The sequence below is a fragment of the Sulfitobacter sp. 1A12157 genome (assembly GCF_043557345.1).
Taxonomy (GTDB): domain Bacteria; phylum Pseudomonadota; class Alphaproteobacteria; order Rhodobacterales; family Rhodobacteraceae; genus Sulfitobacter.
Map to the genome: position 1 here is coordinate 12285 of NZ_JBIFFV010000006.1, position 23078 is coordinate 35362.

Consider the following 23078-nt stretch of genomic DNA (forward strand, 5'->3'; position numbering starts at 1 on the left):
CGCCCTGCGACGGAATGCTGCGCTATTAACCGTGCTGCTGCGCAGAAACAGCCGCGCCCATCCCCTTCGTAGGCGGAATTTTCCGGCCATTTGGTGCGGCTGTAGCAACTTACACGGCAGCGTGATTAACTTGTGAAACGGTGCGAGGGAGTGGATAACCATTTGATTAGTTACATAAAAACAGAACCCCGCCCTCCTTCGAACAAGCGAAACGCCCCGCCTGGCCCCCAACCTTGCGACCGCAGCGAAACCTTCACGGGGGACCGCCCGTTACTTCACCACAAACGATGACATCGCAATGACGCGATAGAAACGGAAACCTGAAGGAACACGCTATGAAACTCATCATGACCACCGCCGCCGCCGCTTTGATTTCCACCGCTGCCGTTGCCGACAACTCCACCCGTCACAACGACATTTTCCTCGACACTTCGGTGAGCGCAGACGCGGGCGATGTCTATGGCAACAATGACCGGATGCGGAACCCGAACGCCTCGACCAAGGCGAATGACATCATGCTGAACACTGCCGACAACGCCAAGGACCGCGACACCGTAATGAGCACGCGCAGCGCCCTGCGCAGCCCCGGTGAAGGCTATGTCTACGGTGGCTTCGGCCCGGGCAATGACAGCAAGTAAGCTGTTGCCCCGACAAACAAAAAGCCCGGCAGCGCGCGCTGCCGGGTTTTTTATGTGGGCGGAGGCCTTGCCCCCTGCCCCGCCGATCAGGTGTTGAACAGGAAGTGCAGCACGTCACCGTCTTTGACGATATAGCCCTTGCCTTCGGCCCGCATCTTGCCCGCTTCTTTCGCAGGGCCTTCCCCGCCAAGGCTCACGAAATCATCATAGGCGATGGTCTCAGCGCGGATGAAACCTTTCTCGAAATCACCATGGATGACGCCAGCCGCCTTGGGCGCAGAGGTGCCGGACTTGATGGTCCAGGCGCGCGCTTCCTTGGGGCCGACGGTGAAATAGGTCTCGAGATGCAACAACTCGTAGCCCGCGCGGATCAGACGGTCGAGCCCGGCCTCCTTCAGGCCCATCTCTTCGAGGAACATCTCGGCCTCTTCGGTTTCAAGCTGGCTGATCTCTTCCTCGATCTGGGCGGAAATCACGACATGGGAATTGCCCTGTGCGGCGGCCATCTCGGCGACTTTGGCGGAATGCTCATTGCCGTCGGCGGCCTCGGATTCGCCCACGTTGCAGACGTAGAGCACCGGTTTGGTCGTCAGCAGTTGGAGCATGCGCCACGCTTTGGCGTCCTCCTCGTCCACCTCGACCACGCGGGCGGGCTTGCCGTCTTCCAGCGCTTCCAGCGCCATGCGCATCAGGCGTTCTTGCTGGACCGCTTCCTTGTCGCCACCGCGCACTTTGCGGACGATGTTCTGCAGCCGTTTTTCGATGCTCTCGATGTCGGCCAGCATCAGTTCGGTGTCGATGGTCTCGGCATCGGCCACCGGGTCAACGCGGCCTTCGACATGGGTCACGTCACCGTCTTCAAAACAACGCAGCACATGGGCGATGGCGTCGACTTCGCGGATATTGGCGAGGAACTGGTTGCCCAGACCTTCGCCCTTGGACGCGCCCTTCACCAGACCGGCAATGTCGACGAAGGTCATGCGCGTGGGGATGATGCTTTTCGAACTGGCGATCTCGGCTAGTCTGTCGAGCCGCGCATCGGGCACTGCCACCTCGCCGACGTTGGGCTCGATGGTGCAGAACGGAAAATTCGCGGCCTGCGCCGCAGCGGTGCGGGTCAGCGCGTTGAAAAGGGTCGATTTGCCGACGTTCGGCAGACCGACGATGCCCATTTTGAAACCCATGACGATACCCCTATAAAAGCTGCGCGTGTGTTAGGGGTACGGGCCGTAAAGCGCAAGGCTCAGCGCGCGCGTCGGTCCTGATGCGCCTGATAGATCAGGATCCAAGCCAGCAGGATGAACATCGGATGCGTCAGTCCGCCCGAAAAGATGATCGCGGGCAGCCAGATCAGAAACACCACGATGGACAGGATCGGCCGTCCGATCAGCAGGATCGACAGCGGCGGCAGGAAAAGGGCGAGTACATAATTCATGGCTCATGAGATAGGAGGCTTTGGGCGAAATGGAAGGGCGCGGCCTGCCATAGGCGCCCGCGCGGCGAATTTTGCCGCCCCCTGCCCCGCGGTGGATTGATTTTCACTGCGACATTCGGCATTGCCGAGGAAAGCACCAAATGAGGCAAGCCACATGACCCGTATCGACGCCAAATTCGAAGATCTCCGCGCCCGCGGCAAAAAGGCGTTTGTCTCATACGTGATGGCGGGCGACCCGGATTTCGACCGTTCGCTGGAAATCGTGCGCGGCCTGCCCGCCGCCGGGGTGGACATCATCGAACTTGGCCTGCCCTTCACCGATCCGATGGCCGATGGCCCGACGATCCAGCTTGCCGGTCAACGCGCCCTCGAAGGGGGCATGACGCTGAACCGCACGCTGGAAATGGTCCGCGCCTTTCGGGAAAATGACGACACGACGCCGATCGTGCTGATGGGCTATTACAACCCGATCTACTCCATGGGCGTCGAAACCTTCCTGAAAGAAGCCAAAGACGCCGGGATCGACGGGTTGATCGTGGTCGATCTGCCGCCCGAAGAAGACATCGAGCTTTGCCTGCCCGCGCAGGACGCCGGGTTGAATTTCATCCGCCTCGCGACCCCCACAACCGATGACAAGCGCCTGCCGCGCGTGGTGCAGAACACCTCGGGCTTTGTCTATTATGTCTCGATCACCGGCATCACCGGCTCGGCCGAAGCCAATGCCGCGGATGTCTCGCCCGAGGTGGCGCGCATTCAAAAGGCCAGCGGCCTGCCTGTCATCGTGGGCTTTGGCGTCAACACGCCCGAGAAAGCCCGCGCCATCGCCGAAGTGGCCGACGGTGTGGTGATCGGTTCGGCCATCGTCAGCCGGATCGCCAATGGCGACAGCGCAGAGGATGTGCTGAGCTTTGTGAAATCACTGGCCGACGGGGCGCATTCAGCCTAAGCCCCTTCGCTTCAGGAAACGAGCCCACGCCCGCGCAGCCCCATTGGCCGCGCGGGCTTTTTCGTTGCCGCAGCCTTCCCAATTGCCAAGCCCCCCACCAGTTGCTACCAAAAGTTAACCCATTCAGCACAGGTGGCCCATGCCCGTCATCACCAACATTGACGATCTCAAACGCATCTACAAACGCCGCGTCCCCCAGATGTTCTATGACTACGCGGAATCGGGCAGCTGGACCGAGCAGACCTTCCGCGAGAATTGCAGCGATTTTGACCAAATCCGTCTGCGCCAGAGGGTCGCCGTGGATATGTCGGGGCGCAGCACCGCGACGCAGATGATCGGCGAGGATGTGGCCATGCCGGTGGCCCTCGCCCCAGTGGGCCTGACGGGGATGCAATGCGCCGACGGGGAAATCAAAGCCGCGCGCGCAGCCGAAGCCTTTGGCGTGCCCTTCACCCTCTCGACCATGTCCATCAACTCCATCGAAGACGTGGCAGAGGCGACGACAAAACCCTTTTGGTTTCAACTCTATACCATGCGCGATCAGGACTATGTCAGCCGCCTGATCCAGCGCGCGAAAGACGCGAACTGCTCGGCCCTCGTCATCACGCTCGATCTGCAAATCCTCGGACAGCGCCACAAAGACCTGAAAAACGGCCTTTCCGCCCCGCCCAAACTGACGGTTAAAACACTCGCCAACCTCGCCACCAAATGGGGCTGGGGACGCGAGATGCTGGGCGCGAAACGGCGGCATTTCGGCAATATCGTGGGCCATGTGCATGGGGTCACCGACAACGCCGACCTTGGCGCTTGGACGGCGGAACAGTTCGACCCCTCGCTTGATTGGGACAAGATCGCCAAGATCAAAGAGCAATGGGGCGGCAAGGTCATTCTCAAGGGCATTCTGGATGCCGAGGACGCGCGCATGGCGCTGAAAGTCGGGGCCGATGCGATCATCGTAAGCAACCACGGCGGGCGGCAGCTCGATGGGGCGCTAAGCTCGATCCGCATGTTGCCAGAGATCCTCGACGCGGTGGGCAATCAGATCGAAGTGCATCTCGATGGCGGTATCCGCTCGGGTCAGGACGTGCTCAAAGCCATGGCGATGGGGGCCAAGGGCACCTACATCGGGCGCGCCTTCATCTATGGGCTGGGCGCGATGGGCCAGCCGGGCGTGACCCGCGCGCTGGAGGTGATCCACCGCGAGCTGGACCTGACCATGGCGCTCTGCGGAGAGACGCAAATTGCCAATCTCGGGCGGCACAACCTGCTGATCCCGCGCAACTTCGGCGGTGACTGGCAGGAACGTCCGCGCGATCCGGGCACATGCTGATCTTTCTCAGCCGCAACCTTACCTTTCTCGCCACGCCGAAAACCGGGACCACCGCTGTCGAAATGGCGCTGAAACCCGAGGCCGAGATCATCTTTTCGCGGGGGCGCAAACATGTAACCGCCCTGCGTTATCGGCGGCGCGTGCTGCCCTTTTTGCAGGAGACCTTCTCGGCCTCTCCCGAGGCCGTGGCGGTGATGCGCAACCCTGTCGAGCAAATCCGAAGCTGGTATCGCTACCGCAGCCAACCCCGGCTGGATGGCAAACCGCTCAGCACCAAGGGGCTCAGTTTCGAGGACTTCGCGCTCGAAGTCATATCCGACGCGCCGCCGCCCCGCGCGCAGATCGGCAGCCAGTTTTCCTTTCTGACCTCTGACCACGGCGACCTGCTGGTCGAGCACCTCTTCGCCTATGAACGCCAACCGGCCTTTCGCGATTTTCTGGCTGAAAGACTGGGGCGGGAGGTCAAGCTTAAACCCAAGAACGTCTCACCCGATCTGCCCGCGCCCCTGTCGCATGAGATCGAATCCCGCCTGCGCGCCGCACGCGCCAAGGAATTCGCCCTCTATGACCGGCTCATGGCGGCGGACGGGTATCTGCGCACGCCGCAGGAATAGCGCCGCCCCCGCCCTTTTGCCCTTTCCAGCCGGGCAAAACCGGTCTATACGCGCGGCTTCACGCGGGAATACAGCCTTGGAGGATTCCCGCCCTAACAAATTTGGAGACTAAAATGGCCGGAGAGATTCCTGATCTTGAAGCCTTGGAACGCACGGGGACAGGCAAGGGCGCCGCTCGTCAGGCACGCCGCGATGGCATGGTTCCGGGTATCGTGTTTGGTGGCGACAAAGAGCCGTTGCCGATCAACATCCCTTTCAACAAACTGCTGACCAAGCTGCGCGCAGGCCGCTTCAAAGCGACCCTGTTCAACCTCAAGGTTGAAGGCCACGACGACGTTCGTGTGATCTGCCGCGACGTTCAGCGCCACGTTGTCAAGGATCTGCCGACGCACATCGACCTGATGCGCCTCAAGCGGACCACCAAGATCAACCTGTTCATCAACGTCGAAGTCAAAGGCGAAGAAGAATGCCCCGGCCTGAAAAAGGGTGGCGTGCTCACTCTGGTCCGTCCGGAAGTTGAACTGGTCGTCACCGCCGCGGACATCCCCGAGCATGTGACCGTCGACGTCACCGGCCTCGAAATCGGCGACAGCGCGACCATCAGCCGCGTCGACCTGCCCGAAGGTGTGAAACCCACGATCGACCGCGACTTCGTCGTCGCCACGATCTCTGCACCTGCTGGTCTGGCCGCGTCGGAAGACGAAGATGACGACACGGCAGCGGACGAAGTGCCGACAACCGAAATGGGCCCGCCCGACGGTGAATGATAGCGCGCCGCAAGGCCGTGCTGAAACGGGGTCGCATCACGCGGCCCCGTTTTGCGTTGGGGCCCCGATTTCTTTTAAAGAAATCGCCCCCGGAATCTTTCAAAGATTCCAGCCCCCGCGCGCCATTTCACTCCCCCGCCCCAGTTGTTAGACTGCGTCCAACCACAGGAGATGCCCCATGAAACTGATCGTCGGCCTCGGCAACCCGGGCGGAAAATATGCCCGCAACCGCCATAACATCGGCTTCATGGCGCTGGACCGCATTGCCGATGACCACGGGTTTTCCCCGTGGAAGGGCAAGTTTCAAGGCAGCGTCAGCGAGGGGCGTTTCGGCTCTGACCGGGCGGTGCTGCTCAAGCCGGAAACCTTTATGAACAACTCCGGCCAATCGGTGCAGGCGGCGGTGAAGTTCTACAAGATCGACCCCGCCGATGTGATCGTCTTCCACGATGAATTGGACCTCGCCCCCGGTAAGGTCAAATGCAAGACCGGCGGCGGCCATGCAGGCCACAACGGGCTGCGTTCGATCCACGCGCATATCGGGGCGGACTATGACCGCGTGCGCATGGGCATCGGCCACCCCGGCCATAAGGACGCGGTGGCGGGCTATGTGCTGCGCGATTTCCCCAAGGCTGACGAGGGCTGGCTGAATGATGTGCTGCGCGGCGTCTCTGACGGAGCGGCGGACCTTGCGCGGGGCGACACCGGGCGGTTCATGAATGCCGTGGCGCTGCGCGTGGCCCCGCCCCGCTCGGGCACCGGCAGCAAGGGCCCAAAGAAACCCACCGAAGCCCAGCCAAAGCCCGCCCCCAGCAAGCCCGAACCGGAGGCAGAGCCCCAATCGCCGCTGCAAAAGCTGATGGACCGTTTCCGCTGACGCTTTCCGCGCGACGCACCCCTCCTGACGCCCCTCCCCCCTGACGCCCCTCCTGACGCAATGTCGGGCTGGCCCCCGCCCCCGCGCCGTGGTTCACTGCGGGCCAACAGGGGGGATATCATGCGTGCATTCGGAAAATGGCTGGGCCGGGTCTTGCTGGCGCTTTTGTTGGCGGCCATCGTCATCGGACTTTGGAAGCGGGAAGAGATCGAGCGGCTCCTGGCGGTGAACTCTCTCTTCTCCGAAGAGAAGATCGTGCACAACTTCAGCCATATGGACGGCGCTTTCCTCTCCGCCCCCGTCCCACGCGGGAACGGGCTGACGACCGAGCTTCCCTATGGCCCCGAAACCGAACTGCCCGAAGCGGTCGAGGACTGGATCGCGGCCCGTGACGTGACCGCGCTGGTGGTGCTGAAAGACGGCGCCATCGTTTATGAGAACTACTTCAAAGGCACCGGCCCCGAAGACCGCCGCATCAGCTGGTCCGTGGCGAAAAGCTATCTCTCGGCGCTCGTGGGCATCCTGCTGGAGGAGGGCCAGATCGCATCCCTCGACGATCCGGTGATCAAATATGCCCCCAGCCTGAAGGGCAGCGCCTATGACGGGGCCAGCCTGCGCAACGTGCTGCATATGGCCAGCGGCGTCACCTTTGACGAAGATTATCTGGACTACGATTCAGACATCAATCGCATGGGCCGGGTGGTGGCACTTGGCGGCAAGCTCGACGATTTCACCGCCGAATTGTCCGAGACCTTCACCGCGCCGGGCAGCCAGTGGCAATATGTGTCGATCGACACCCATGTGTTCGGCATGGTGGTGCGGGGCGCCACCGGGCGCAGCGTCCCGGAGTTGCTGAGCGAGAAGGTCATCGCGCCCTTGGGGCTGGAACATGCGCCCTATTACATCGTCGATGGCTCCGGCACCGCCTTCGTGCTCGGCGGGCTGAACATGACCACGCGCGACTATGCCCGTTTCGGCCAGATGTTCGCCCAAGGCGGGCAGTGGAACGGCCAGCAAATCGTGCCCGAAGACTGGGTGAAGGAATCGACCAGCCCCACCGCCCCCACCGCCGAGGGACGCATCGGTTACGGCTACCAATGGTGGATCCCGCAAGGCGCGCCTGAGGGGGAATATATGGCGCGCGGCGTCTATGGGCAGTACATCTATGTCGACAGCGCCCGTGATGTGGTCATCGCCACCAATGCCGCCGATCGCAAATTCCGTGAGGCCGGGGTGGCGGAACAAAACATCGAGATTTTCCGCCAGATCGCGGCCTCACTCGACTAGGAAAGCTGAGACAGAAAGGAAGCCATGACCCCGGACGACAGCATCAACGTTCTGAACCAGCCCCTTGCCATCTGCGGGACCGATCCGGTCACGGGCTTTTTCCGCGATGGCCATTGCAACACCTGCGCGCAGGATCAGGGCAGCCATACGGTCTGCGCGGTGATGACGGCAGAATTTCTGGCCTATTCGAAATATGTCGGCAATGACCTCAGCACCCCGCGGCCTGAGTTCGGCTTTGCCGGGCTGAAGCCGGGCGACGCATGGTGCCTTTGTGCCGCGCGGTTCCTGCAAGCCGCGGATGAGGGCTGCGCCCCGCGGGTGCATCTGGCCGCCACCCATTTGCGCGCGCTCGATATCGTGCCGCTAGAAGTGCTGCGCGCCCATGCCATCGACCCGAGTGAGGAATAACCATGCGCCTGCGTCTCTTGCCGCTCCTGCTGTTTTTGCCCGTCACGGCTTGGGCGGAAACCACGCTCCGCCCCGCCGATAGCGCTCGGCTCGACGATTTCGATTCCGCCTTTGGCGATGCCATGATGCAAGCGCTAAACGGGGGCGACGCCGGGGATGTGGCGGCGCTGACCCGTGCGCTTTCCGGCAAACCTCAGGTCGCATTCTCCGCCGATTTGCAGGGCGATTGGTCGTGCCGAACGATCAAGCTGGGCGGGATCAGCCCGCTTGTGGCCTATTCGCCGTTCAAATGCCGCTTTACCGCCAGCGATCGCGGTTTCACCTTTGAAAAACTCACCGGTTCGCAGCTTACGAAGGGCGAGATCACCCTGCGCGAAGGCCGCGCGATCTATGCCGGGGTGGGCTATGTCCGGGGCGAAACGCCGCCCGATTATGCCGATCTGCCCGCGGATTTCACCTCTGGCGGCAAGGTGCAAAGCGACGTGGCCGTGTTCCAGCGGGTCAGCCCCACCCGCGCGCGGCTGCTCTTCCCGTCACCGGCAGTGGAAAGCGATTTCGATATTTTGGAACTGACGCGCTGAGGCGCCACGCCGCCCTTAGGCCGCGTGGCAGAGATGCAGTTTCGACTTGGGACGCGGCATCAGGGAATCGTCCATCAAGTCTTCGATAAAGGTGCTGAGAAGCTGGGTCCGCCCGGTCACGCCCGCCTTGCGGTAAATCGCATTGGTCTGCGCCTTGACGGTCCCTTCGGACGTGCCGCGCATTTCCGCAATATCGCGTGTATTCAAACCCTTGGTCAGGAAAATCGCCACATCCCGCTCGGCCGGGGTGAGGTGCCATTCGCGAAAGTGTTCTTCGAGCACATCGGCGAATTCCACCGTACAATGACGCAGCGCCGTCTCTGCCCGCTCGGCGCGCTGGAGGCTCATCCGCAGCGCCATCCAGCCCAGAACGACCCCGAGAATCAGACCCAAAACCTGAATACCCTTGTTCGGTCCAATGTCAGCCAGCGGGGTGCCGAAAAGCGTCACGCCGCGCCCCTCCAGTGCAAAAACAAGCACGAAATAGACAGTGGCATTGAACTGTAGAGCGGCGATAACCCACAGTGCGATCTTTTTCTTATTATTCATGGTGAAGCCTTGCCTTAGTATCCGCCGTATTTAACCGCGGCTCACCGAAGTGCAAGGGATGGCGGGCATGCGCCTTGATCAACCCTTAGTGATTTGGCACCCGCCCCGGGGGGCGAGTGCATTTCGTTAAGGCCAGTTTCAGGGTTAATCAGCCGGCCGGAAGACTGTTTTGTCGCAATGCCTTAGCAGGCATCAGGCCGGTCTTAGCGCGGGAAACGGTTCATCTTCTCGGCGTCTTGCGCGGCGGGGAAAACAGTGACGGTCACATCGGATGTATCCTCTGCGCGGAAGGTGCCGCTGTTGAAGATGTCCAACTTCACATTGTCGACCGCGTCGTTGCGGCTGGAGTAGGAAACGCCTGCGTCAGCTTTGTCGTTATAGCCGATTTTCTGGCCTTCCATGCCCTGTGCGAAAACGGCGGAGCCTGCGGTGGCAAGGATCAGGGCGGTGGTTGCGAGTGTCTTTTTCATGTCGTGTCCTTTCGGGGGAAAGTCAGGGTCGCGCAGTGATCAGCGCGGGAAACGGTTGACCGACGCGTCGCTCTGCGCGGTCGGGAAGACGGTGATGGTCACGTCCGAGAGGTCTTCGGCGCGCAGGATACCGTCTTTGAAAATTTTCAGCTTGGTCTCATCCACGGCTTCGCTGCGGCTGGAGTAGGAAACGCCGTTGTCGGTCTTGTCGTTGTAGCCGATGCGCTGGCCTTCCATGCCCTGAGCGAAAGCAGCGGTGCCTGCGGTAGCGAGGATCAGTGCGGTTGTTGCGAGTGTCTTTTTCATCGTTTTAGCCTTTCGGGGAGAAAGTTAGGGGGGAGGAGCCGTGGCCCGCGATTAGCGGACGAAACGGCCATCTTTCTGTGCGTCTTGCGTGGTGACGAAGACGGTTGCTGTTGCCTCGGCAGGTGTCTCGGCGCGCAGGTCGTCAAAGCTCAGAGCGTCGGAAGTGACGTTGCGTGTCGAATAGGCGGCATCTGCGTTATCTGCGGAATAGCCGACTTGCTGGCCTTCCATGCCCTGCGCGAAAGCGGCGGTGCCTGCTGTGGCAAGGATCAGTGCAGCGGTTGCGAATGCGTTTTTCATGTCGTGTTCCTTTCAGTCCCGGGTTGGGTTTCGAGCCGTTCATCGGTGACGCGGCGTTGTTGGGATGACAGGGAAAAGGGCATTCGAGGGGGGATTGGCTATCTGCCCCGGGTTTAAATCGTCCGATCTAAACCCCTGAAGGAGCACCATAAACTTTCGTTTACGGTGCCGATCGGGTGCCAAAAACGGGGGTGGATTGCCTTAGCGTCAAGCCTGTAAGGGCGAAACGGTGTTTCGCGGGCGGGCGCGCGGGCTGCAACCAAAGGCTAGCCGGTCTTTTCGCGCTATGAAAGTTTTTTCGCGCTTTTTCGGCAAAGAACTTCGCCCCCTGCCCAAAGTTTATGTGCAAATCACCTACCGCGCAGCGCCGCATATAAAGACGGGCCCGCGTTTTCACGCGGACCCGTCAAACTCGGCTCGGATTCGGATGGGGGATTTAGGCGAATTCACCCATATCGAAGTCCAATGCGCGGGCGACGGTGAAGATGTCCTTGTCGCCCCGGCCACACATGTTCATCACCAGCAGGTGGTCCTTCGGCAGTTCCGGCGCGATCTTCAGCACATGGGCCAGCGCGTGGCTCGGCTCAAGCGCCGGGATGATCCCTTCGAGCGCGCAGCACAGTTGGAACGCCTCCAGCGCCTCGCGGTCGGTGATCGAGACATATTGCGCCCGGCCAATGTCGTGCAGCCAGGAATGCTCTGGCCCGATGCCGGGATAGTCGAGCCCGGCAGAGATCGAATAGCCCTCAAGGATCTGCCCGTCGTCGTCTTGCAACAGATAGGTGCGGTTGCCATGCAGCACGCCCGGACGCCCACCGGTAAGCGAGGCGCAATGCTCCATCTTCTCGTCCACGCCCTTGCCGCCGGCCTCGACCCCGATGATGTTCACCGATTTGTCGTCAAGGAAGGGGTAGAACAGCCCCATGGCGTTCGACCCCCCGCCGATGGCGGCGATCACCGTATCGGGCAGACGGCCCTCGGCCGCCTCCATCTGCTCGCGCACCTCTTTGCCGATGATCGCCTGAAAATCGCGGACCATCGCCGGATAGGGGTGCGGCCCGGCCACGGTGCCGATGCAATAGAAAGTGTCGCGCACATTGGTCACCCAATCGCGCAGCGCGTCATTCATCGCGTCCTTCAGCGTGCCGCGACCGGAGGTCACCGGCACCACCTCGGCGCCCAGCAGGCGCATGCGGAAGACGTTGGGAGCCTGACGCTCAACATCATGCGCGCCCATATAGACCACGCATTTCAGGCCAAACTTGGCGCAGACCGTCGCGGTGGCCACACCGTGCTGGCCCGCGCCGGTCTCGGCGATGATGCGTTTCTTGCCCATCCGGCGGGCAAGGATGATCTGCCCCAGCACGTTGTTGATCTTATGCGCGCCGGTGTGGTTCAGCTCGTCGCGCTTCATATAGACCTTGGCGCCGCCCAGATGCTCGGTCAGCCGTTCGGCGTGATAAAGCGGGCTGGGGCGACCAACGTAATGAGTCCAGAGGTCGTGCATCTCGGCCCAGAAACTGTCGTCGGTCTTGGCCTTCTCATATTGCTCTTCCAGCTCAAGAATGAGCGGCATCAGCGTTTCCGAGACAAAGCGCCCGCCGAAATCGCCGAAACGACCCTGTTCGTCGGGGCCGGTCATGAAGCTGTTGAAAAGATCGTTGGCCATTGCGCCTCTCCTAGAATGTCGCGTCAGCCTTACCGCAGCCCGCCCGCCTGCGCCACCATGAGTTTCGGCAGGCGGAGGCGGGCGGCGTGAGGCGGCTAGTCGAACAGTTTGAACAACTCGCGTCTGACCGCATTCTCCAACTCATCCTTCACGATATCCTCGGTCGAGCGGGTGTCGTCGGGCGCGATGTTCAATTCTTCCTGTATCTTCTGGCGCAGGACATCCTCGGCCTGCTGCTTTTCTTCGGCAAAGTTCAGGTCGATCGCGGCACGCAGGTCGGCCTTGATCTCAGGGTCGGCCCATGGCCCCCTGATCCGAACCGGCACCGCCAGCCCCCCGCGCGACGCATTGACGCGCAGCGCCTTAGGCGTGACCGTATAGTCGAGCGTCTGCGCCCCCAGATCGACCTGCCCTGCCCCCGTCGCGTTGAAATTCGGCAGCAGCATCGACAGATCGTCGTTGCGCAAGACGCCCTTGGCGATGTCGAATGTCGCTTCCACGGAATCGAACACCGTGCTGCCACCTTCGGCATCGACGGAGCCGAGCAGCGCGTCCAAGTCGATCCCCGCAATCGTGCCGCGGCCCATGGTCAGCGCGCCGGAGCCGCTGAGCGAGCGCATAATCGCGTCGATCGACTGCCCCACCCCGAGGAACGACAGGTCCGCATCGCCCGCCCCGGTAAAGCGCGTCACCCCGGCGGTATCCTCCAGCAGGTCGCGCATCTGCACGTTCTGCGCTTGCAGCCTGCCGCCCACCGACAGGCTACCGCGGTTGTTCATCACGAACTCCCCCGCGACCTTGCCGCCATAGACGTTCATGTCCCTCAGATCAAAGACCATCCGCGAACGCTCATTGCGCAGCACAGCGCGGGTGGGGCCAAGGTCGAACTGCCCCAGATTGATGCTTTCCGCGCTCAGGGCGATGTTCCCGTCAAAAGCCGCGAGCCAATCGGCGTTGATCTCTTGCCGTGACCAGCCCTCTGTTTTCGCCGCGCCCGGGTTGCCGCTGCCGTCCGTCTCTGCCGTTTCCTCGGACAAGGCCGAGAGGTCCAGCGCCCCGGTGCGCAGGTTCGCGGTGATCCGGGGCGTGCCGTTCAGGGCCAGATCGGCCTGCCCGGTCAGGCTGTTGCCGCCCAAATCCGCCGCGATATTGCTCAGCGACAGACGCCGATCCGCCGTCAGGGTCAGCCCAGAGCGCAGATCGACCGACCGACCCAAACCGCGCGGCAGCGCGACTGCGCCCGTGCCGAGCGACGCCAGAAAGCGCGCCGTATCGGGGCTGTCGATCCGGATATCCCCCGCCAGCGCCCCATTGAGCGATCCGCGCCCGTCGAATGACGCTTCGCCTCCGCCCGTCGCAAGCTCCGCCCGCAGCGGCTGCACGCCGCCCTCCAGAAAATCCGCAAAACCTTCGATCCGCGCGGCAAGCTTAACCGGCTCGCCCGCTGGCGCCATGCTGGCGGTGATCTTCGCCGCCCCGCCCCGCTCGGGCCAGTCCAGCGCCAGATCGACACCATCATAACGCAGCAGGTCCGCCCCTTCGGCGTCATAGATCAGCGTGGCATCGGTCACCGTCAGCTTCTGGATGCTGAGCGGACGGCGGCTTGCGCTCGGCGCGCTCTCGGTCTCGATCCGCGCGCCGCTGGCACTGTCGGTGAACTGCCAGCTTGCGCGCCCATCAAGACGCTGCTCCAACCGGATCACCGGGCTTTGCGCTGCGATATTGGTGATGCGTATCTCACCACGCAAAAGCGCGCCCGCATCCACCCCGATCGCCGCATTGGCCGCCGTCAGCAGCGCGCCCTTGTCGGTCCAATCGGCATTGCCAACCTTAAGCCCGCCCGCGGTCACCCCCAGCACCGGCCAGAGCGTCACGCCCACATCCCCGGTGATCGACACTTCGCGCCCAGTCATCCGGCTGAGTTGATCGCTGGCGATCCGCGCGATCCGCTCTGCGGGCAGCAGGAACAACGCCCCCAGCATGATCACGACGATCAGCAACAGCGCGCCGATGACCCGTATAATCCATCTCATGGCTCTCTCCTCCTGCCTGGCGGCTCTTTCCCCGCTCATCCGCTTGCCTTATAGCCCAAGCCATGAGCACAAACCCACCCAATCTGCGCCCCGACCTCGCCCCGCAGGCGAAGATCAGCGATCCCGCCCGCCCCGGCCAGCCGACCATCGGCATGGTCAGCCTCGGTTGTCCCAAGGCATTGGTCGATTCCGAACGCATCCTGACCCGGCTTCGCGCCGAGGGCTATGGCGTCTCGCCCGATTACGCGGGCGCGGATGCGGTGATCGTGAACACCTGCGGCTTTCTCGACAGTGCCAAGGCCGAAAGCCTCGATGCCATCGGCGAGGCGCTCACGGAAAACGGCAAGGTGATCGTCACTGGCTGCCTCGGGGCCGAGCCTGACTACATCCGCGAACATCATCCCAAGATCCTCGCCGTCACGGGCCCGCATCAATACGAACAGGTGCTCGACGCGGTGCATGGCGCGGTGCCGCCCAGCCCCGATCCCTTCATCGACCTTCTGCCCGCGCAGCAGGTCTCCCTCACCCCGCGGCACTACAGCTACCTCAAGATTTCCGAGGGCTGTAACCACAAGTGCAAGTTCTGCATCATCCCCGACATGCGGGGCCGCCTACAATCGCGCCCCGCCCATGCGGTGCTGCGCGAGGCCGAGCGGCTGGTCGACAATGGCGTGAGGGAACTCTTGGTCATCAGCCAAGACACCTCCGCCTACGGGGTCGACATCAAACATGCCGAAGACCGCGGCCACCGTGCCCATATCACCGATCTGGCCCGTGATCTTGGCTCGCTCGGTGCATGGGTGCGGCTGCACTACGTTTACCCCTACCCGCATGTGCGAAAGCTGATCCCGCTGATGGCCGAGGGTCTGGTGCTGCCCTATCTCGACATCCCCTTCCAACACGCGCATCCCGATGTGCTGAAACGCATGGCCCGCCCCGCAGCGGCGTCGAAGACGCTGGACGAGATCGCCGCATGGCGCGACATCTGCCCCGACATCACCCTGCGCTCGACCTTCATCGTCGGCTACCCGGGTGAGACCGAGGCGGAGTTCCAGACCCTGCTCGATTGGCTCGACGAGGCGCAGCTCGACCGGGTCGGATGCTTCCAATACGAAAACGTCGAAGGCGCGCGGTCGAACGCGCTGCCGGATCATGTGGCGCCCGAGATTAAACAGGACCGTTGGGAGCGTTTCATGGAAAAGGCGCAGGCGATTTCAGAGGCCAAGCTCGCCGCCAAGGTCGGCAAACACCTCGACGTGATCGTGGATGAGATCGACGAAGACGCCGCCACCTGCCGCACCAAATCCGACGCGCCCGAGATCGACGGCAACCTTTTCATCGACGAGGATTTTCAGAACCTCAAAATCGGCGACATCGTCACTGTCGAAGTCGAAGAGGCCGGCGAATATGACCTTTGGGGACGTCAGATCACCTGACGCCCCCAAGGGCTGGTATCAGGCGTAAGCGCCCGCCGAATAGGTCAACTCATAGCTGTGGCTGTAAAGCTCGAAGACGATGCCGAAGGGGTCTTCGACATAGACCATGCGGTAGGGTTTCTCGCCCGGGAAATACTCCCGCACCGGCATCCGCTGCTTGCCGCCCGCCGCGATGATCCGCTCCAGCAGACCTTCGACATCGGGGTCTTGAATGGCGAAGTGGAAAGTGCCGTGGCGCTTGTGCTCCAGCTTTTCAGCGGGGGCGTAGTTGCCGGGGAATTCGAAGATTTCGATCCCGATGCCATCCGCTGTCGCCAGATGGGCGATGCGCAGCGATCCCCATCCGGGGCCAAAGACATCGGTGCACATGACGCCGATGGCGGTGTCTTCTTCCACCGCTTCTGTGGGCTGCATCACGACATAGAAGCCGAGCACTTCGGAATAGAATTTCACGGCGGCGTCGAGGTCCGGCACGGATAGGCCGATGTGAGAAAAGGTACGGGGGGTGGTCATATGCGGTCTCCTGTTTGCGCTAAGGTTGAGATAGACAAGCGCACCCCATATGTGAAATTATCAAACCTCATCAAAATCATAACGAACCGTTTGCCATGCTGAACGCCACTTGGCTTGAGACCTTCACCACCCTTTGCGAGACCGGCCATTTCACCCGCACGGCGCAGCGGCTCAACATGACCCAGCCGGGGGTGTCGCAGCACCTGCGCAAGCTCGAGGACCAGTTGGGCCAGCCGCTGATCGCGCGCGAAAAGTTTCACCCTGACCCCGGCGGGCGAAGCGCTGTTCGAAACCGGCCTTGCCCGCCGCCGAGAAGAGCAGCGCCTGCGCGAACGTATCGCGACGGACCTGCCCGACCGGGGCGTGGTGCATATCGCCTGCTCCGGCAGTTTCGCCATGCTGCTCCAGCCGCTGCTGCTGGCGTGGATGGCCCAAGCGCCCGACCTTTCCCTCCACCTCGAAGCCGCACCCCAAGCCACGATCCGCGCCGGGCTGCTCGATGGCCGCTTCGATCTGGGCGTGCTGGCCGATGACCCGGCCCATGCAAGGCTCGAGGCGCGGCATCTGGGGCGCGAGGAACTTTGCCTTGTGCTGCCGGTTAATGCCTTGGAACAGATAGAAAGTTTCGCCGATCTGGAAAGCCGCGGCTTCATCGCCCATCCCGATGGTTTTGCCTATGCCGACGATCTGCTCCAGCTAAATTTCCCGGACAGCTATCCGGGGGCCGACCGGATGCGCCTGCGCGGCTATGTGAACCAAATCGGCCAGATCCCGGCGGCGGTGGCGCGGGGCGTGGGCTATACGCTTTTGCCGCGCAGCGGGGTCGAAACCTTTGCCGCCAAGGACCGGCTCAGGCTGCTGCCTCTGCCCAAGCGGCGCTGGCATGACCTTTGGCTCGCCTCGCGGCGCGGACGGCTCTTGCCCGCGCGGATGGTAAAGACGGCGGACCTGATCGCAGAGGCGGCGGAACAGCTACGATAGCAGACGCATCACAGATATTGCGGAACAAAACACCCCCGCCACTAGATATATTACCAAGGAAGGGCGAGATTACGGAGAGACTTGAATATGTTCCCTTTCTGTTCTATATGTAGAACGCAGTAGCAGAGGAATGACCACATGTCTTTTCAACCTCAGTTTCCCGGCATCTTCGACCTTGAGCAGCAAGGCCGCCCGCCCCGTGGCAGCGACAGCGCGCAGCCCAAACAGGCCGACCGCCGCATGCCCGCGACCGAAAAGCAGATGCAATACGCCCGGTCCCTCGCCAAGCGAACGGGCGAAGAGCTTCCCAAAGGGATCGAAGCGGATCGCGCGGCGGTCTCGGAATGGATCGACGCCCATAAACCGCAGGCGCTGGAGGGGCCCTTTGCCGCCTATCCTTCCGCCAAACAGGTCGCCTTTGCTGAACGCATTGCGCGTTTGAAACGCCGCGATGTCCCGCAGGAGTGTTTTCGCGACAAGACCCTGATGTCGCGCTGGATCGACGGCAATAAACCGCGCTGATCCACCGGGCTCTGGGCTTTACCTTTCGTCACCCATGGCAGAGGGCGGTTTCGCTGCTACCTTTCTGCCATGGGCTATCCGACCTCCATCGCTGAGACTTTGGCCGACGGCACCGTGCATGTGCTGAGCCTTGGCTTCGCCATTCCCGCCAGCATCCTTTTGATGATCCATGCCGCCGGGCAAGAGGGGCAGTTGACCGCCACCGCGATCTACGCAGGCTGCATCCTTGCCTCCTTCACTGCCTCCGCCGTCTATCACCTTTTGCCCTTCGACCGCAGCCGCGCCTTTCTGGGCCGGGTCGATCATGCGGCGATCTATTTCAAGATTGCGGGCACCTATACGCCGCTGGTGATGGTGATCGGTTCGGGCTTTGCCTATGGCATCCTTGGCGTGGTCTGGGCGCTGGCGGTGATCGGCGCGGTGGCCAAGCTCTGGTTCTGGCGCACCGATGCGCGCGGATCACTCGCGCTCTACCTTGGTATGGGCTGGCTCTCGGTCCTGTTGATCTACCCGATGTGGCACAACCTGCCGGGGGCGGCGCTGGCGCTGGTGGCCGCGGGCGGGCTGACCTATTCCGCGGGCACCTTGGTCTATGCCCATCCCGGTATGCGCTATCAAAACGCGATCTGGCATGTCTTTGTGCTGGTCGCCACGGCCTGTTTCTTTGCCGCCATCGCGCTCAGCCTTTAGCCTGCGACCTCATCCAGATAGGCCCGCACGCAGGTCTGCACATGGCGAAACCGGTCGCCGCCCAGATGTTTGCCCCCGTACCAGCGGGTGACGACGATCAGATGATCGGTCAGCCCCTCGCGCTCCAACATCCGCACGATCACCATGCCCGCGCCGGATTCGCCATCGTCACCCTTAAGCGCGCCCCCATCCGAGAGCAGCACCGCCCAAGTGTTATGCGTGGCCTTGGCATAGGATTTGTCGCGTTTGAGGTCTTTCAACGCGGCATCGACCTCGGCCCGGTTCCGCGCGGGGCAGCCCGACACCGCGTATTTCGACCCGCGGTCGTTCAGCACCTGCCCCAGTTTGCGCAAGCCGTCACAGCCCCGCCATGGTGCGCCGCACGATATCAATGCGCGAACTGTTGGGCGGATGCGTGCCAAGGAAACGGTCGCCGGGATCGGGAATACGGGTAAAGAACTCGGCCCCGCGCAGCGGATTATAGCCCGCCCGTGCGGTGATGATCGTGCCCAAAGCGTCGGCCTCAAGCTCGAAATCCTTGGAATACCGGCGCGCGCCGACCTCCGCGCCCAACTCCTGCGCCGTGCGCACGGCAGTCGCATCGCCCCCGCTCAGCGTGGCGATACCGGCAAAGATCACCGCCCCTGCCATGGCATTCTGCTGTTGGCGCTCAATATGGCCCGCGATGTGATGCGCGGTCTCATGGCCCAGCACAAAGGCAAGCTCGTCTTCGTTACGGGCGTCAGCGATCAGCGCCAGCGTGAATGCCACGATGGGGCGGCCATTTTTGTCAAGCGTTTGGAAGGCGTTGGCCGGTTGACCGGGGCGGTCATCCACCACGATATTGAAATTGCAGTTCATCCCCGTGGTCCGGTTCCGACACTCCCGTTCGGCCACGGGTTCAAGCGTGCGGACCACCTGAACAAAGCTCCGCGCCGCCGCGCTCGCGCTCAGCCGTGGGCCTGCCTGCCCCGTGGTCTGCGGCCTGTCGACCGGAATCGGGCCTGTTTGGATCGGTGCCACCTCACAGGCCGAAAGCAGGGCGATGACGGCAAATGCGCCAAGGGCATTCAACAATTTCACGGCTGTTCCTCGCTCGGGTTTGCTTGAGCCCCCTGTCTATCACGCCGCCCTGCCGCCGCCACCCCCGTTCACGGAGCTTTGACGCCGCAACGGCGGTCTTGCGCTTGGCCCCACAACCCCTAATGTGCCCTCATGTTTACCATCGAGCATGAATTCGACGCCACCGTCATCACCCTGATCGACGAATCCGACGCCCCCCTGCGCGAGGACGTCACCGTCTCTGCCTTCGCGGGGCAGATCACGATCGAGCAATGGGACGCCCGAACCGACTGTGTGGCCAAGATCACCCTGTCCCCCGCGCAGCTGAGCGATCTGACGGCGGCACTGAACCTGCCCGAGGGCATCTACCGAAGCAATTCCTGAGGATCGTCACATGGCCACCGGCACAGACATTAAGACCTATTTCAACGGCGCATGGCATGACGGCGATCTGCCCACCATCAAAGCCGCCGACCACGGGGCATGGCTGGGCACCACCGTTTTCGACGGGGCGCGGCTGTTCGACGGGCTCGCCCCGGACCTTGAAGCGCATTGCGCGCGGATCAACCGCTCGGCCCGGGCGCTGATGATCACCCCCACGGTTGAGACCGACGAGATGGTCGAGATGTGCCGCGAGGGGCTGAAGAGCTATTCGCGCGATCAGGCGGTCTATATCCGCCCCATGTATTGGGCGCTGGCAGGCGACGAGCTGGGCATCGTGCCGCGCGAAGGTGCCACCGGCTTTGCCATCAGCCTAGAGGCCATCCCCATGGCCCCGCCCGAGGCCGCGACCACCCTCACCCGCACCCGCTTCCGCCGCCCGGTGCTGGAGGATAACGTCGTAAACGCCAAGGCGGGCTGTCTCTACCCCAACAACGCCCGGATGATGGTCGAGGCGCGGTCCAAGGGGTTTGGCAACGCACTGGTCGCCGATGCCATGGGCAATGTCGCCGAAAGCGCCAGCGCCAATGTCTTCATGGTCAAGGATGGCGAAGTTTTCACCCCCATCCCCAATGGCACCTTCCTTGCCGGGATCACCCGCGCGCGGCATATGTCGAACATGCGCGAGGCGGGGATGAAGGTGCATGAGACCGTCCTCAGCTTTGACGACTTCCATGCCGCCGATGAGGTTTTCCTGTCGGGCAATATGATGAAAGTCACGCCTGTCAGCGCCTTTGACGATACGCAATATGGCACCGGGGACAACCAGAACCCGGTCACGCGCCGGGTGCGCGAAATGTATTGGGACTGGGCTGCAAGTCAGCGCGGCTGAAGGCCTGGGCGGCAGCGGCGCGTGAAAGCGATTGCCAGCGCCGCCCGCCCGCGCCATGATCGCACCGCACCGGGAGGAGGTGCGGAGAGAGGGTTTGATGCGGAAATTCCTAGTGGTGTTGGACGATAGCACCGAATGTTTGAATGCCATGCGTTTCGCCGCCCTGCGCGCGGCGCGCACGGGGGGCGGCGTGGCCGTCCTGTCGGTGATCCCGCCCGAAGAGTTCAACCATTGGATCGGCGTCGGCGACCTGATGCGCGAAGAGGCCCGCGAACGGATCGAGGTGCATTTCGAAGTCTTCGCCAAATGGATGCGCGACAAACAGGGCGTCGATCCCGAGTTGATCATCCGCGAGGGCGAACCCACGGATGAGATCATTCAGCAACTTTCTGACGACCCCGACATCGGCGTTCTGGTGCTCGGCGCCAGCGGCGACCGCAAGAAAGGCCCCGGCCCGCTCGTCACGCAATTGTCGCGCTCCGCCGGTGCCCTGCCCGTCCCAATCACCATCGTGCCCGGCGATCTGAGCAAAGAACGGCTCGAAGCGATCACCTAAGCGCTCTGGCCCCCGCCCATTGATCGGCGCCGCAATTTAGAACGGTTCTAAACCTTGACTTGCCGCCCGCGCAGGCGCATATCAGTAGCCACGCCGAAAGCGAGGTACACCCCATGTTCATCCAGACCGAATCCACTCCGAACCCCGCAACGCTCAAGTTCCTGCCGGGTCAGACCGTGCTGGAGATGGGCACCGCCGATTTCCCCTCCCCCGAAGCCGGGGCGACGTCGCCACTGGCCCAACGGCTTTTTGCGGTCGAGGGCGTAACCGGCGTGTTCTTCGGCACCGATTTCGTCACCGTGACCAAGCAAGAGGCGGTGGAATGGGACCATGTGAAACCCGCCCTGCTGGGCGCCATTATGGAGCATTTCCAGTCCGGTGAGCCGGTCATGGCCTCCGACCACCAGCCAACCTCCGGCCATGCCGCTCATGACGGCGAAGATGGTGAGATCGTCGGCCAGATCAAAGAGTTGCTGGACAGCCGCGTGCGTCCCGCCGTGGCTCAGGACGGTGGCGACATCACCTTCCACGGCTTTGAACGGGGCGTTGTCTACCTGCATATGCAGGGCGCCTGCGCGGGCTGCCCCTCCTCGACCCTGACGTTGAAAATGGGCATCGAGAACCTGTTGCGCCACTACATCCCCGAGGTGACAGAGGTGCGCCCGGTTGCCTGAGCATGGCGCAAGCGGGCCGCTGATTCTGGCCTTCGACACATCGGCCGCGCATTGCGCGGCCGCTTTGCTGTCGGGCGACCGGATCTTGGCCTCCCGCACCGAGCCGATGACCAAGGGTCAGGCCGAGCGGATCATGGTCCTTTGCGCGGAATTGCTGAGCGAGGCCGGGCTCGCCTATGCCGACCTTACCGCGCTTGGCGTCGGCGTGGGGCCGGGGAATTTCACCGGCATCCGCATCGCCGTCTCCGCCGCGCGGGGGCTGGCGCTTGGCCTTGGCATTCCGGCAGTCGGCGTCGATGCTTTCGACGCGCTGCGTGAAGGCCATGACGGCCCCTGCGCCTGTGCGGTGGATGCCCGCCGCGATCAGGTATTTCTGCAAGGCTTTGACAACCCTGCCATTTCCACGCCTGCGCTCTATGATGCCACAGCCTTCCCGGCCTTCACCGGCCCGCTGATTGGCGCGGGCGGAGAGCCGCCCGCGATGCCCGTCGCCGAAGCCATCGCCCGCATTGCCGCGCGCCGTTTTGCCAGCAATCCGCCCCGGCCTGCGCCGCTTTACCTGCGCCCCGCCGATGCCGCCCCCGCCCGCGACGCCGCCCCGGTGCTGCTGCCGTGACACCGGCGGCCCTCGCCGCGCTCCACGCTGCGGCCTTCACCCAAGACAGGCCGTGGCAAGAGGCGGAGTTCGCAAGCCTGCTCGATAGCCCCTTCGTGCGCCTTTTCACCCGCCCCGGCGGCTTTGCCCTGACCCGCACCATCGCGGGCGAATCCGAATTGCTGACCCTTGCCGTGGACCCTGCGCAGCAGCGCCGGGGGCTGGGCCGGGCCCTGCTGCGCGACTGGCTGGCCGCCCTGCCCGCCGACTGCGAAAGCGCCTTTCTCGAAGTCGCCGCCGACAATCTGCCCGCCCGCGGGCTCTATGCGGATCAAGGCTTTGCCCAAATCGCCACCCGCCGTGCCTATTACGCGCGCAGCGGCGCCCCGCCCGTGGATGCCTGCATCCTGCAACGCATCTTGACCCATGGTCACGCTGGCGATCCGGGCGGCTTGCCCTCAAAAAGCGGTTGACCCTACCCCCCGCCTGCGCCCTAGATTATACCTGATCACATGATCCACAAACGCCGTGGCGGCAGCATCTGATTGACCGCCCGACACCACAAC

At 62.9% G+C, this 23078-nt stretch carries 29 protein-coding genes and 1 pseudogene; 19 read left to right on the top strand and 11 right to left on the bottom strand.

All coding sequences use genetic code 11. The features are described 5' to 3' along the window. Positions 1–335 precede the first annotated feature (335 nt). On the top strand, positions 336–638 hold the full coding sequence (locus ACGYLC_RS11415) for a hypothetical protein (protein WP_394398974.1): 303 nt from the start codon (positions 336–338) through the stop codon (positions 636–638). Positions 639–724: 86 nt separating this feature from the next. Here the strand turns inward: ACGYLC_RS11415 and ychF are convergent, their stop codons facing one another. Then, positions 725–1822, bottom strand: a complete 1098-nt coding sequence (gene ychF, locus ACGYLC_RS11420) for a redox-regulated ATPase YchF (RefSeq protein WP_394423039.1) — start codon at positions 1820–1822, stop codon at positions 725–727. A gap of 59 nt (positions 1823–1881) precedes the next feature. After that, complete coding sequence (locus ACGYLC_RS11425) at positions 1882–2073, bottom strand: hypothetical protein (RefSeq protein WP_067261693.1); 192 nt, start codon at positions 2071–2073, stop codon at positions 1882–1884. Between the two features lie 154 nt (positions 2074–2227). On the opposite strand from ACGYLC_RS11425, the gene trpA reads away from it, so the two are divergent. The 8 genes from trpA to ACGYLC_RS11465 all read left to right on the top strand — a co-directional run bounded on the left by trpA (position 2228) and on the right by ACGYLC_RS11465 (position 8883). Continuing rightward, the gene (gene trpA, locus ACGYLC_RS11430) at positions 2228–3019 is read left to right on the top strand and encodes a tryptophan synthase subunit alpha (RefSeq protein WP_394398978.1); all 792 of its coding nucleotides are present in this window, start codon (positions 2228–2230) and stop codon (positions 3017–3019) included. 139 nt (positions 3020–3158) lie between these two features. Beyond that, a complete protein-coding gene (locus tag ACGYLC_RS11435) occupies positions 3159–4349 on the top strand; it encodes an L-lactate dehydrogenase (RefSeq protein WP_394423040.1) in 1191 nt (396 codons plus the stop codon). Beyond that, positions 4343–4963: a hypothetical protein gene (locus ACGYLC_RS11440; protein WP_394423041.1), complete on the top strand. Its 621-nt coding sequence runs from the start codon at positions 4343–4345 to the stop codon at positions 4961–4963. The genes ACGYLC_RS11435 and ACGYLC_RS11440 overlap by 7 nt, the downstream gene beginning before the upstream one ends. A 113-nt stretch (positions 4964–5076) precedes the next feature. Then, positions 5077–5730 carry a 50S ribosomal protein L25/general stress protein Ctc gene (locus ACGYLC_RS11445; protein WP_394423042.1) on the top strand — a complete coding sequence of 218 codons (654 nt, stop codon included), beginning with the start codon at positions 5077–5079 and terminating at the stop codon, positions 5728–5730. 178 nt (positions 5731–5908) lie between these two features. Then, positions 5909–6607: an aminoacyl-tRNA hydrolase gene (pth, locus tag ACGYLC_RS11450; RefSeq protein ID WP_394423043.1), complete on the top strand. Its 699-nt coding sequence runs from the start codon at positions 5909–5911 to the stop codon at positions 6605–6607. A gap of 120 nt (positions 6608–6727) precedes the next feature. Beyond that, positions 6728–7894 carry a serine hydrolase domain-containing protein gene (locus ACGYLC_RS11455; protein ID WP_394423044.1) on the top strand — a complete coding sequence of 389 codons (1167 nt, stop codon included), beginning with the start codon at positions 6728–6730 and terminating at the stop codon, positions 7892–7894. Between the two features lie 24 nt (positions 7895–7918). After that, complete coding sequence (locus ACGYLC_RS11460) at positions 7919–8302, top strand: DUF2237 family protein (RefSeq protein ID WP_394423045.1); 384 nt, start codon at positions 7919–7921, stop codon at positions 8300–8302. A 2-nt stretch (positions 8303–8304) separates the two neighbouring features. Then, on the top strand, positions 8305–8883 hold the full coding sequence (locus tag ACGYLC_RS11465; RefSeq protein WP_394423046.1) for a DUF4893 domain-containing protein: 579 nt from the start codon (positions 8305–8307) through the stop codon (positions 8881–8883). 15 nt (positions 8884–8898) lie between these two features. Here ACGYLC_RS11465 and ACGYLC_RS11470 read toward each other — a convergent pair whose 3' ends face one another. The 6 genes from ACGYLC_RS11470 to ACGYLC_RS11495 form a co-directional block, all read right to left on the bottom strand. Beyond that, complete coding sequence (locus ACGYLC_RS11470) at positions 8899–9432, bottom strand: LuxR C-terminal-related transcriptional regulator (RefSeq protein ID WP_209217422.1); 534 nt, start codon at positions 9430–9432, stop codon at positions 8899–8901. Positions 9433–9635: 203 nt separating this feature from the next. Next, positions 9636–9902, bottom strand: a complete 267-nt coding sequence (locus tag ACGYLC_RS11475) for a tryptophan synthase subunit beta (RefSeq protein WP_394423047.1) — start codon at positions 9900–9902, stop codon at positions 9636–9638. Positions 9903–9941: 39 nt separating this feature from the next. Beyond that, positions 9942–10208, bottom strand: a complete 267-nt coding sequence (locus ACGYLC_RS11480) for a tryptophan synthase subunit beta (protein WP_394423048.1) — start codon at positions 10206–10208, stop codon at positions 9942–9944. Between the two features lie 51 nt (positions 10209–10259). Then, positions 10260–10508, bottom strand: a complete 249-nt coding sequence (locus ACGYLC_RS11485; RefSeq protein ID WP_394423049.1) for a tryptophan synthase subunit beta — start codon at positions 10506–10508, stop codon at positions 10260–10262. A gap of 436 nt (positions 10509–10944) precedes the next feature. Then, positions 10945–12177, bottom strand: a complete 1233-nt coding sequence (gene trpB / locus ACGYLC_RS11490; RefSeq protein WP_394399000.1) for a tryptophan synthase subunit beta — start codon at positions 12175–12177, stop codon at positions 10945–10947. A gap of 95 nt (positions 12178–12272) precedes the next feature. Next, on the bottom strand, positions 12273–14210 hold the full coding sequence (locus ACGYLC_RS11495) for an AsmA family protein (RefSeq protein ID WP_394423050.1): 1938 nt from the start codon (positions 14208–14210) through the stop codon (positions 12273–12275). Between the two features lie 62 nt (positions 14211–14272). Between ACGYLC_RS11495 and rimO the strand changes: the two genes are divergently transcribed. Continuing rightward, the gene (rimO, locus tag ACGYLC_RS11500) at positions 14273–15646 is read left to right on the top strand and encodes a 30S ribosomal protein S12 methylthiotransferase RimO (RefSeq protein WP_394423051.1); all 1374 of its coding nucleotides are present in this window, start codon (positions 14273–14275) and stop codon (positions 15644–15646) included. A gap of 18 nt (positions 15647–15664) precedes the next feature. Here rimO and ACGYLC_RS11505 read toward each other — a convergent pair whose 3' ends face one another. Next, the gene (locus tag ACGYLC_RS11505; protein ID WP_394399006.1) at positions 15665–16159 is read right to left on the bottom strand and encodes a lactoylglutathione lyase family protein; all 495 of its coding nucleotides are present in this window, start codon (positions 16157–16159) and stop codon (positions 15665–15667) included. A gap of 95 nt (positions 16160–16254) precedes the next feature. On the opposite strand from ACGYLC_RS11505, the pseudogene ACGYLC_RS11510 reads away from it, so the two are divergent. The 3 genes and pseudogenes from ACGYLC_RS11510 (at position 16255) to ACGYLC_RS11520 (ending at position 18352) form a co-directional block, all read left to right on the top strand. Further along, positions 16255–17140, top strand: a pseudogene (locus tag ACGYLC_RS11510) (LysR family transcriptional regulator). Between the two features lie 138 nt (positions 17141–17278). Continuing rightward, positions 17279–17662, top strand: coding sequence for a hypothetical protein (locus ACGYLC_RS11515; protein WP_394423052.1), 384 nt, complete (start codon positions 17279–17281; stop codon positions 17660–17662). A 69-nt stretch (positions 17663–17731) separates the two neighbouring features. Next, positions 17732–18352: a hemolysin III family protein gene (locus ACGYLC_RS11520; RefSeq protein ID WP_067261538.1), complete on the top strand. Its 621-nt coding sequence runs from the start codon at positions 17732–17734 to the stop codon at positions 18350–18352. Here the strand turns inward: ACGYLC_RS11520 and ACGYLC_RS11525 are convergent. Both ACGYLC_RS11525 and ACGYLC_RS11530 read right to left on the bottom strand, forming a co-directional pair. Further along, the gene (locus tag ACGYLC_RS11525; RefSeq protein WP_394399014.1) at positions 18349–18705 is read right to left on the bottom strand and encodes a YigZ family protein; all 357 of its coding nucleotides are present in this window, start codon (positions 18703–18705) and stop codon (positions 18349–18351) included. The genes ACGYLC_RS11520 and ACGYLC_RS11525 overlap by 4 nt on opposite strands. 4 nt (positions 18706–18709) lie before the next feature. Further along, on the bottom strand, positions 18710–19435 hold the full coding sequence (locus ACGYLC_RS11530) for a M48 family metallopeptidase (RefSeq protein ID WP_394423053.1): 726 nt from the start codon (positions 19433–19435) through the stop codon (positions 18710–18712). A 132-nt stretch (positions 19436–19567) separates the two neighbouring features. Here ACGYLC_RS11530 and ACGYLC_RS11535 point away from each other — a divergent pair, with 132 nt between their 5' ends. The 6 genes from ACGYLC_RS11535 to ACGYLC_RS11560 all read left to right on the top strand — a co-directional run bounded on the left by ACGYLC_RS11535 (position 19568) and on the right by ACGYLC_RS11560 (position 22985). Further along, on the top strand, positions 19568–19798 hold the full coding sequence (locus ACGYLC_RS11535) for a hypothetical protein (RefSeq protein WP_394423054.1): 231 nt from the start codon (positions 19568–19570) through the stop codon (positions 19796–19798). A gap of 10 nt (positions 19799–19808) precedes the next feature. Next, positions 19809–20687: a branched-chain amino acid aminotransferase gene (locus tag ACGYLC_RS11540; RefSeq protein ID WP_394423055.1), complete on the top strand. Its 879-nt coding sequence runs from the start codon at positions 19809–19811 to the stop codon at positions 20685–20687. 97 nt (positions 20688–20784) lie between these two features. Next, positions 20785–21243, top strand: a complete 459-nt coding sequence (locus tag ACGYLC_RS11545; protein ID WP_040700546.1) for a universal stress protein — start codon at positions 20785–20787, stop codon at positions 21241–21243. 113 nt (positions 21244–21356) lie between these two features. Then, a complete protein-coding gene (locus ACGYLC_RS11550; RefSeq protein ID WP_394423056.1) occupies positions 21357–21917 on the top strand; it encodes a NifU family protein in 561 nt (186 codons plus the stop codon). Next, positions 21910–22533: a tRNA (adenosine(37)-N6)-threonylcarbamoyltransferase complex dimerization subunit type 1 TsaB gene (gene tsaB / locus ACGYLC_RS11555; protein ID WP_394423057.1), complete on the top strand. Its 624-nt coding sequence runs from the start codon at positions 21910–21912 to the stop codon at positions 22531–22533. Before ACGYLC_RS11550 ends, tsaB begins: the two co-directional genes overlap by 8 nt. Further along, positions 22530–22985: a GNAT family N-acetyltransferase gene (locus ACGYLC_RS11560; RefSeq protein WP_394423058.1), complete on the top strand. Its 456-nt coding sequence runs from the start codon at positions 22530–22532 to the stop codon at positions 22983–22985. The genes tsaB and ACGYLC_RS11560 overlap by 4 nt, the downstream gene beginning before the upstream one ends. Positions 22986–23078: the final 93 nt, after the last annotated feature.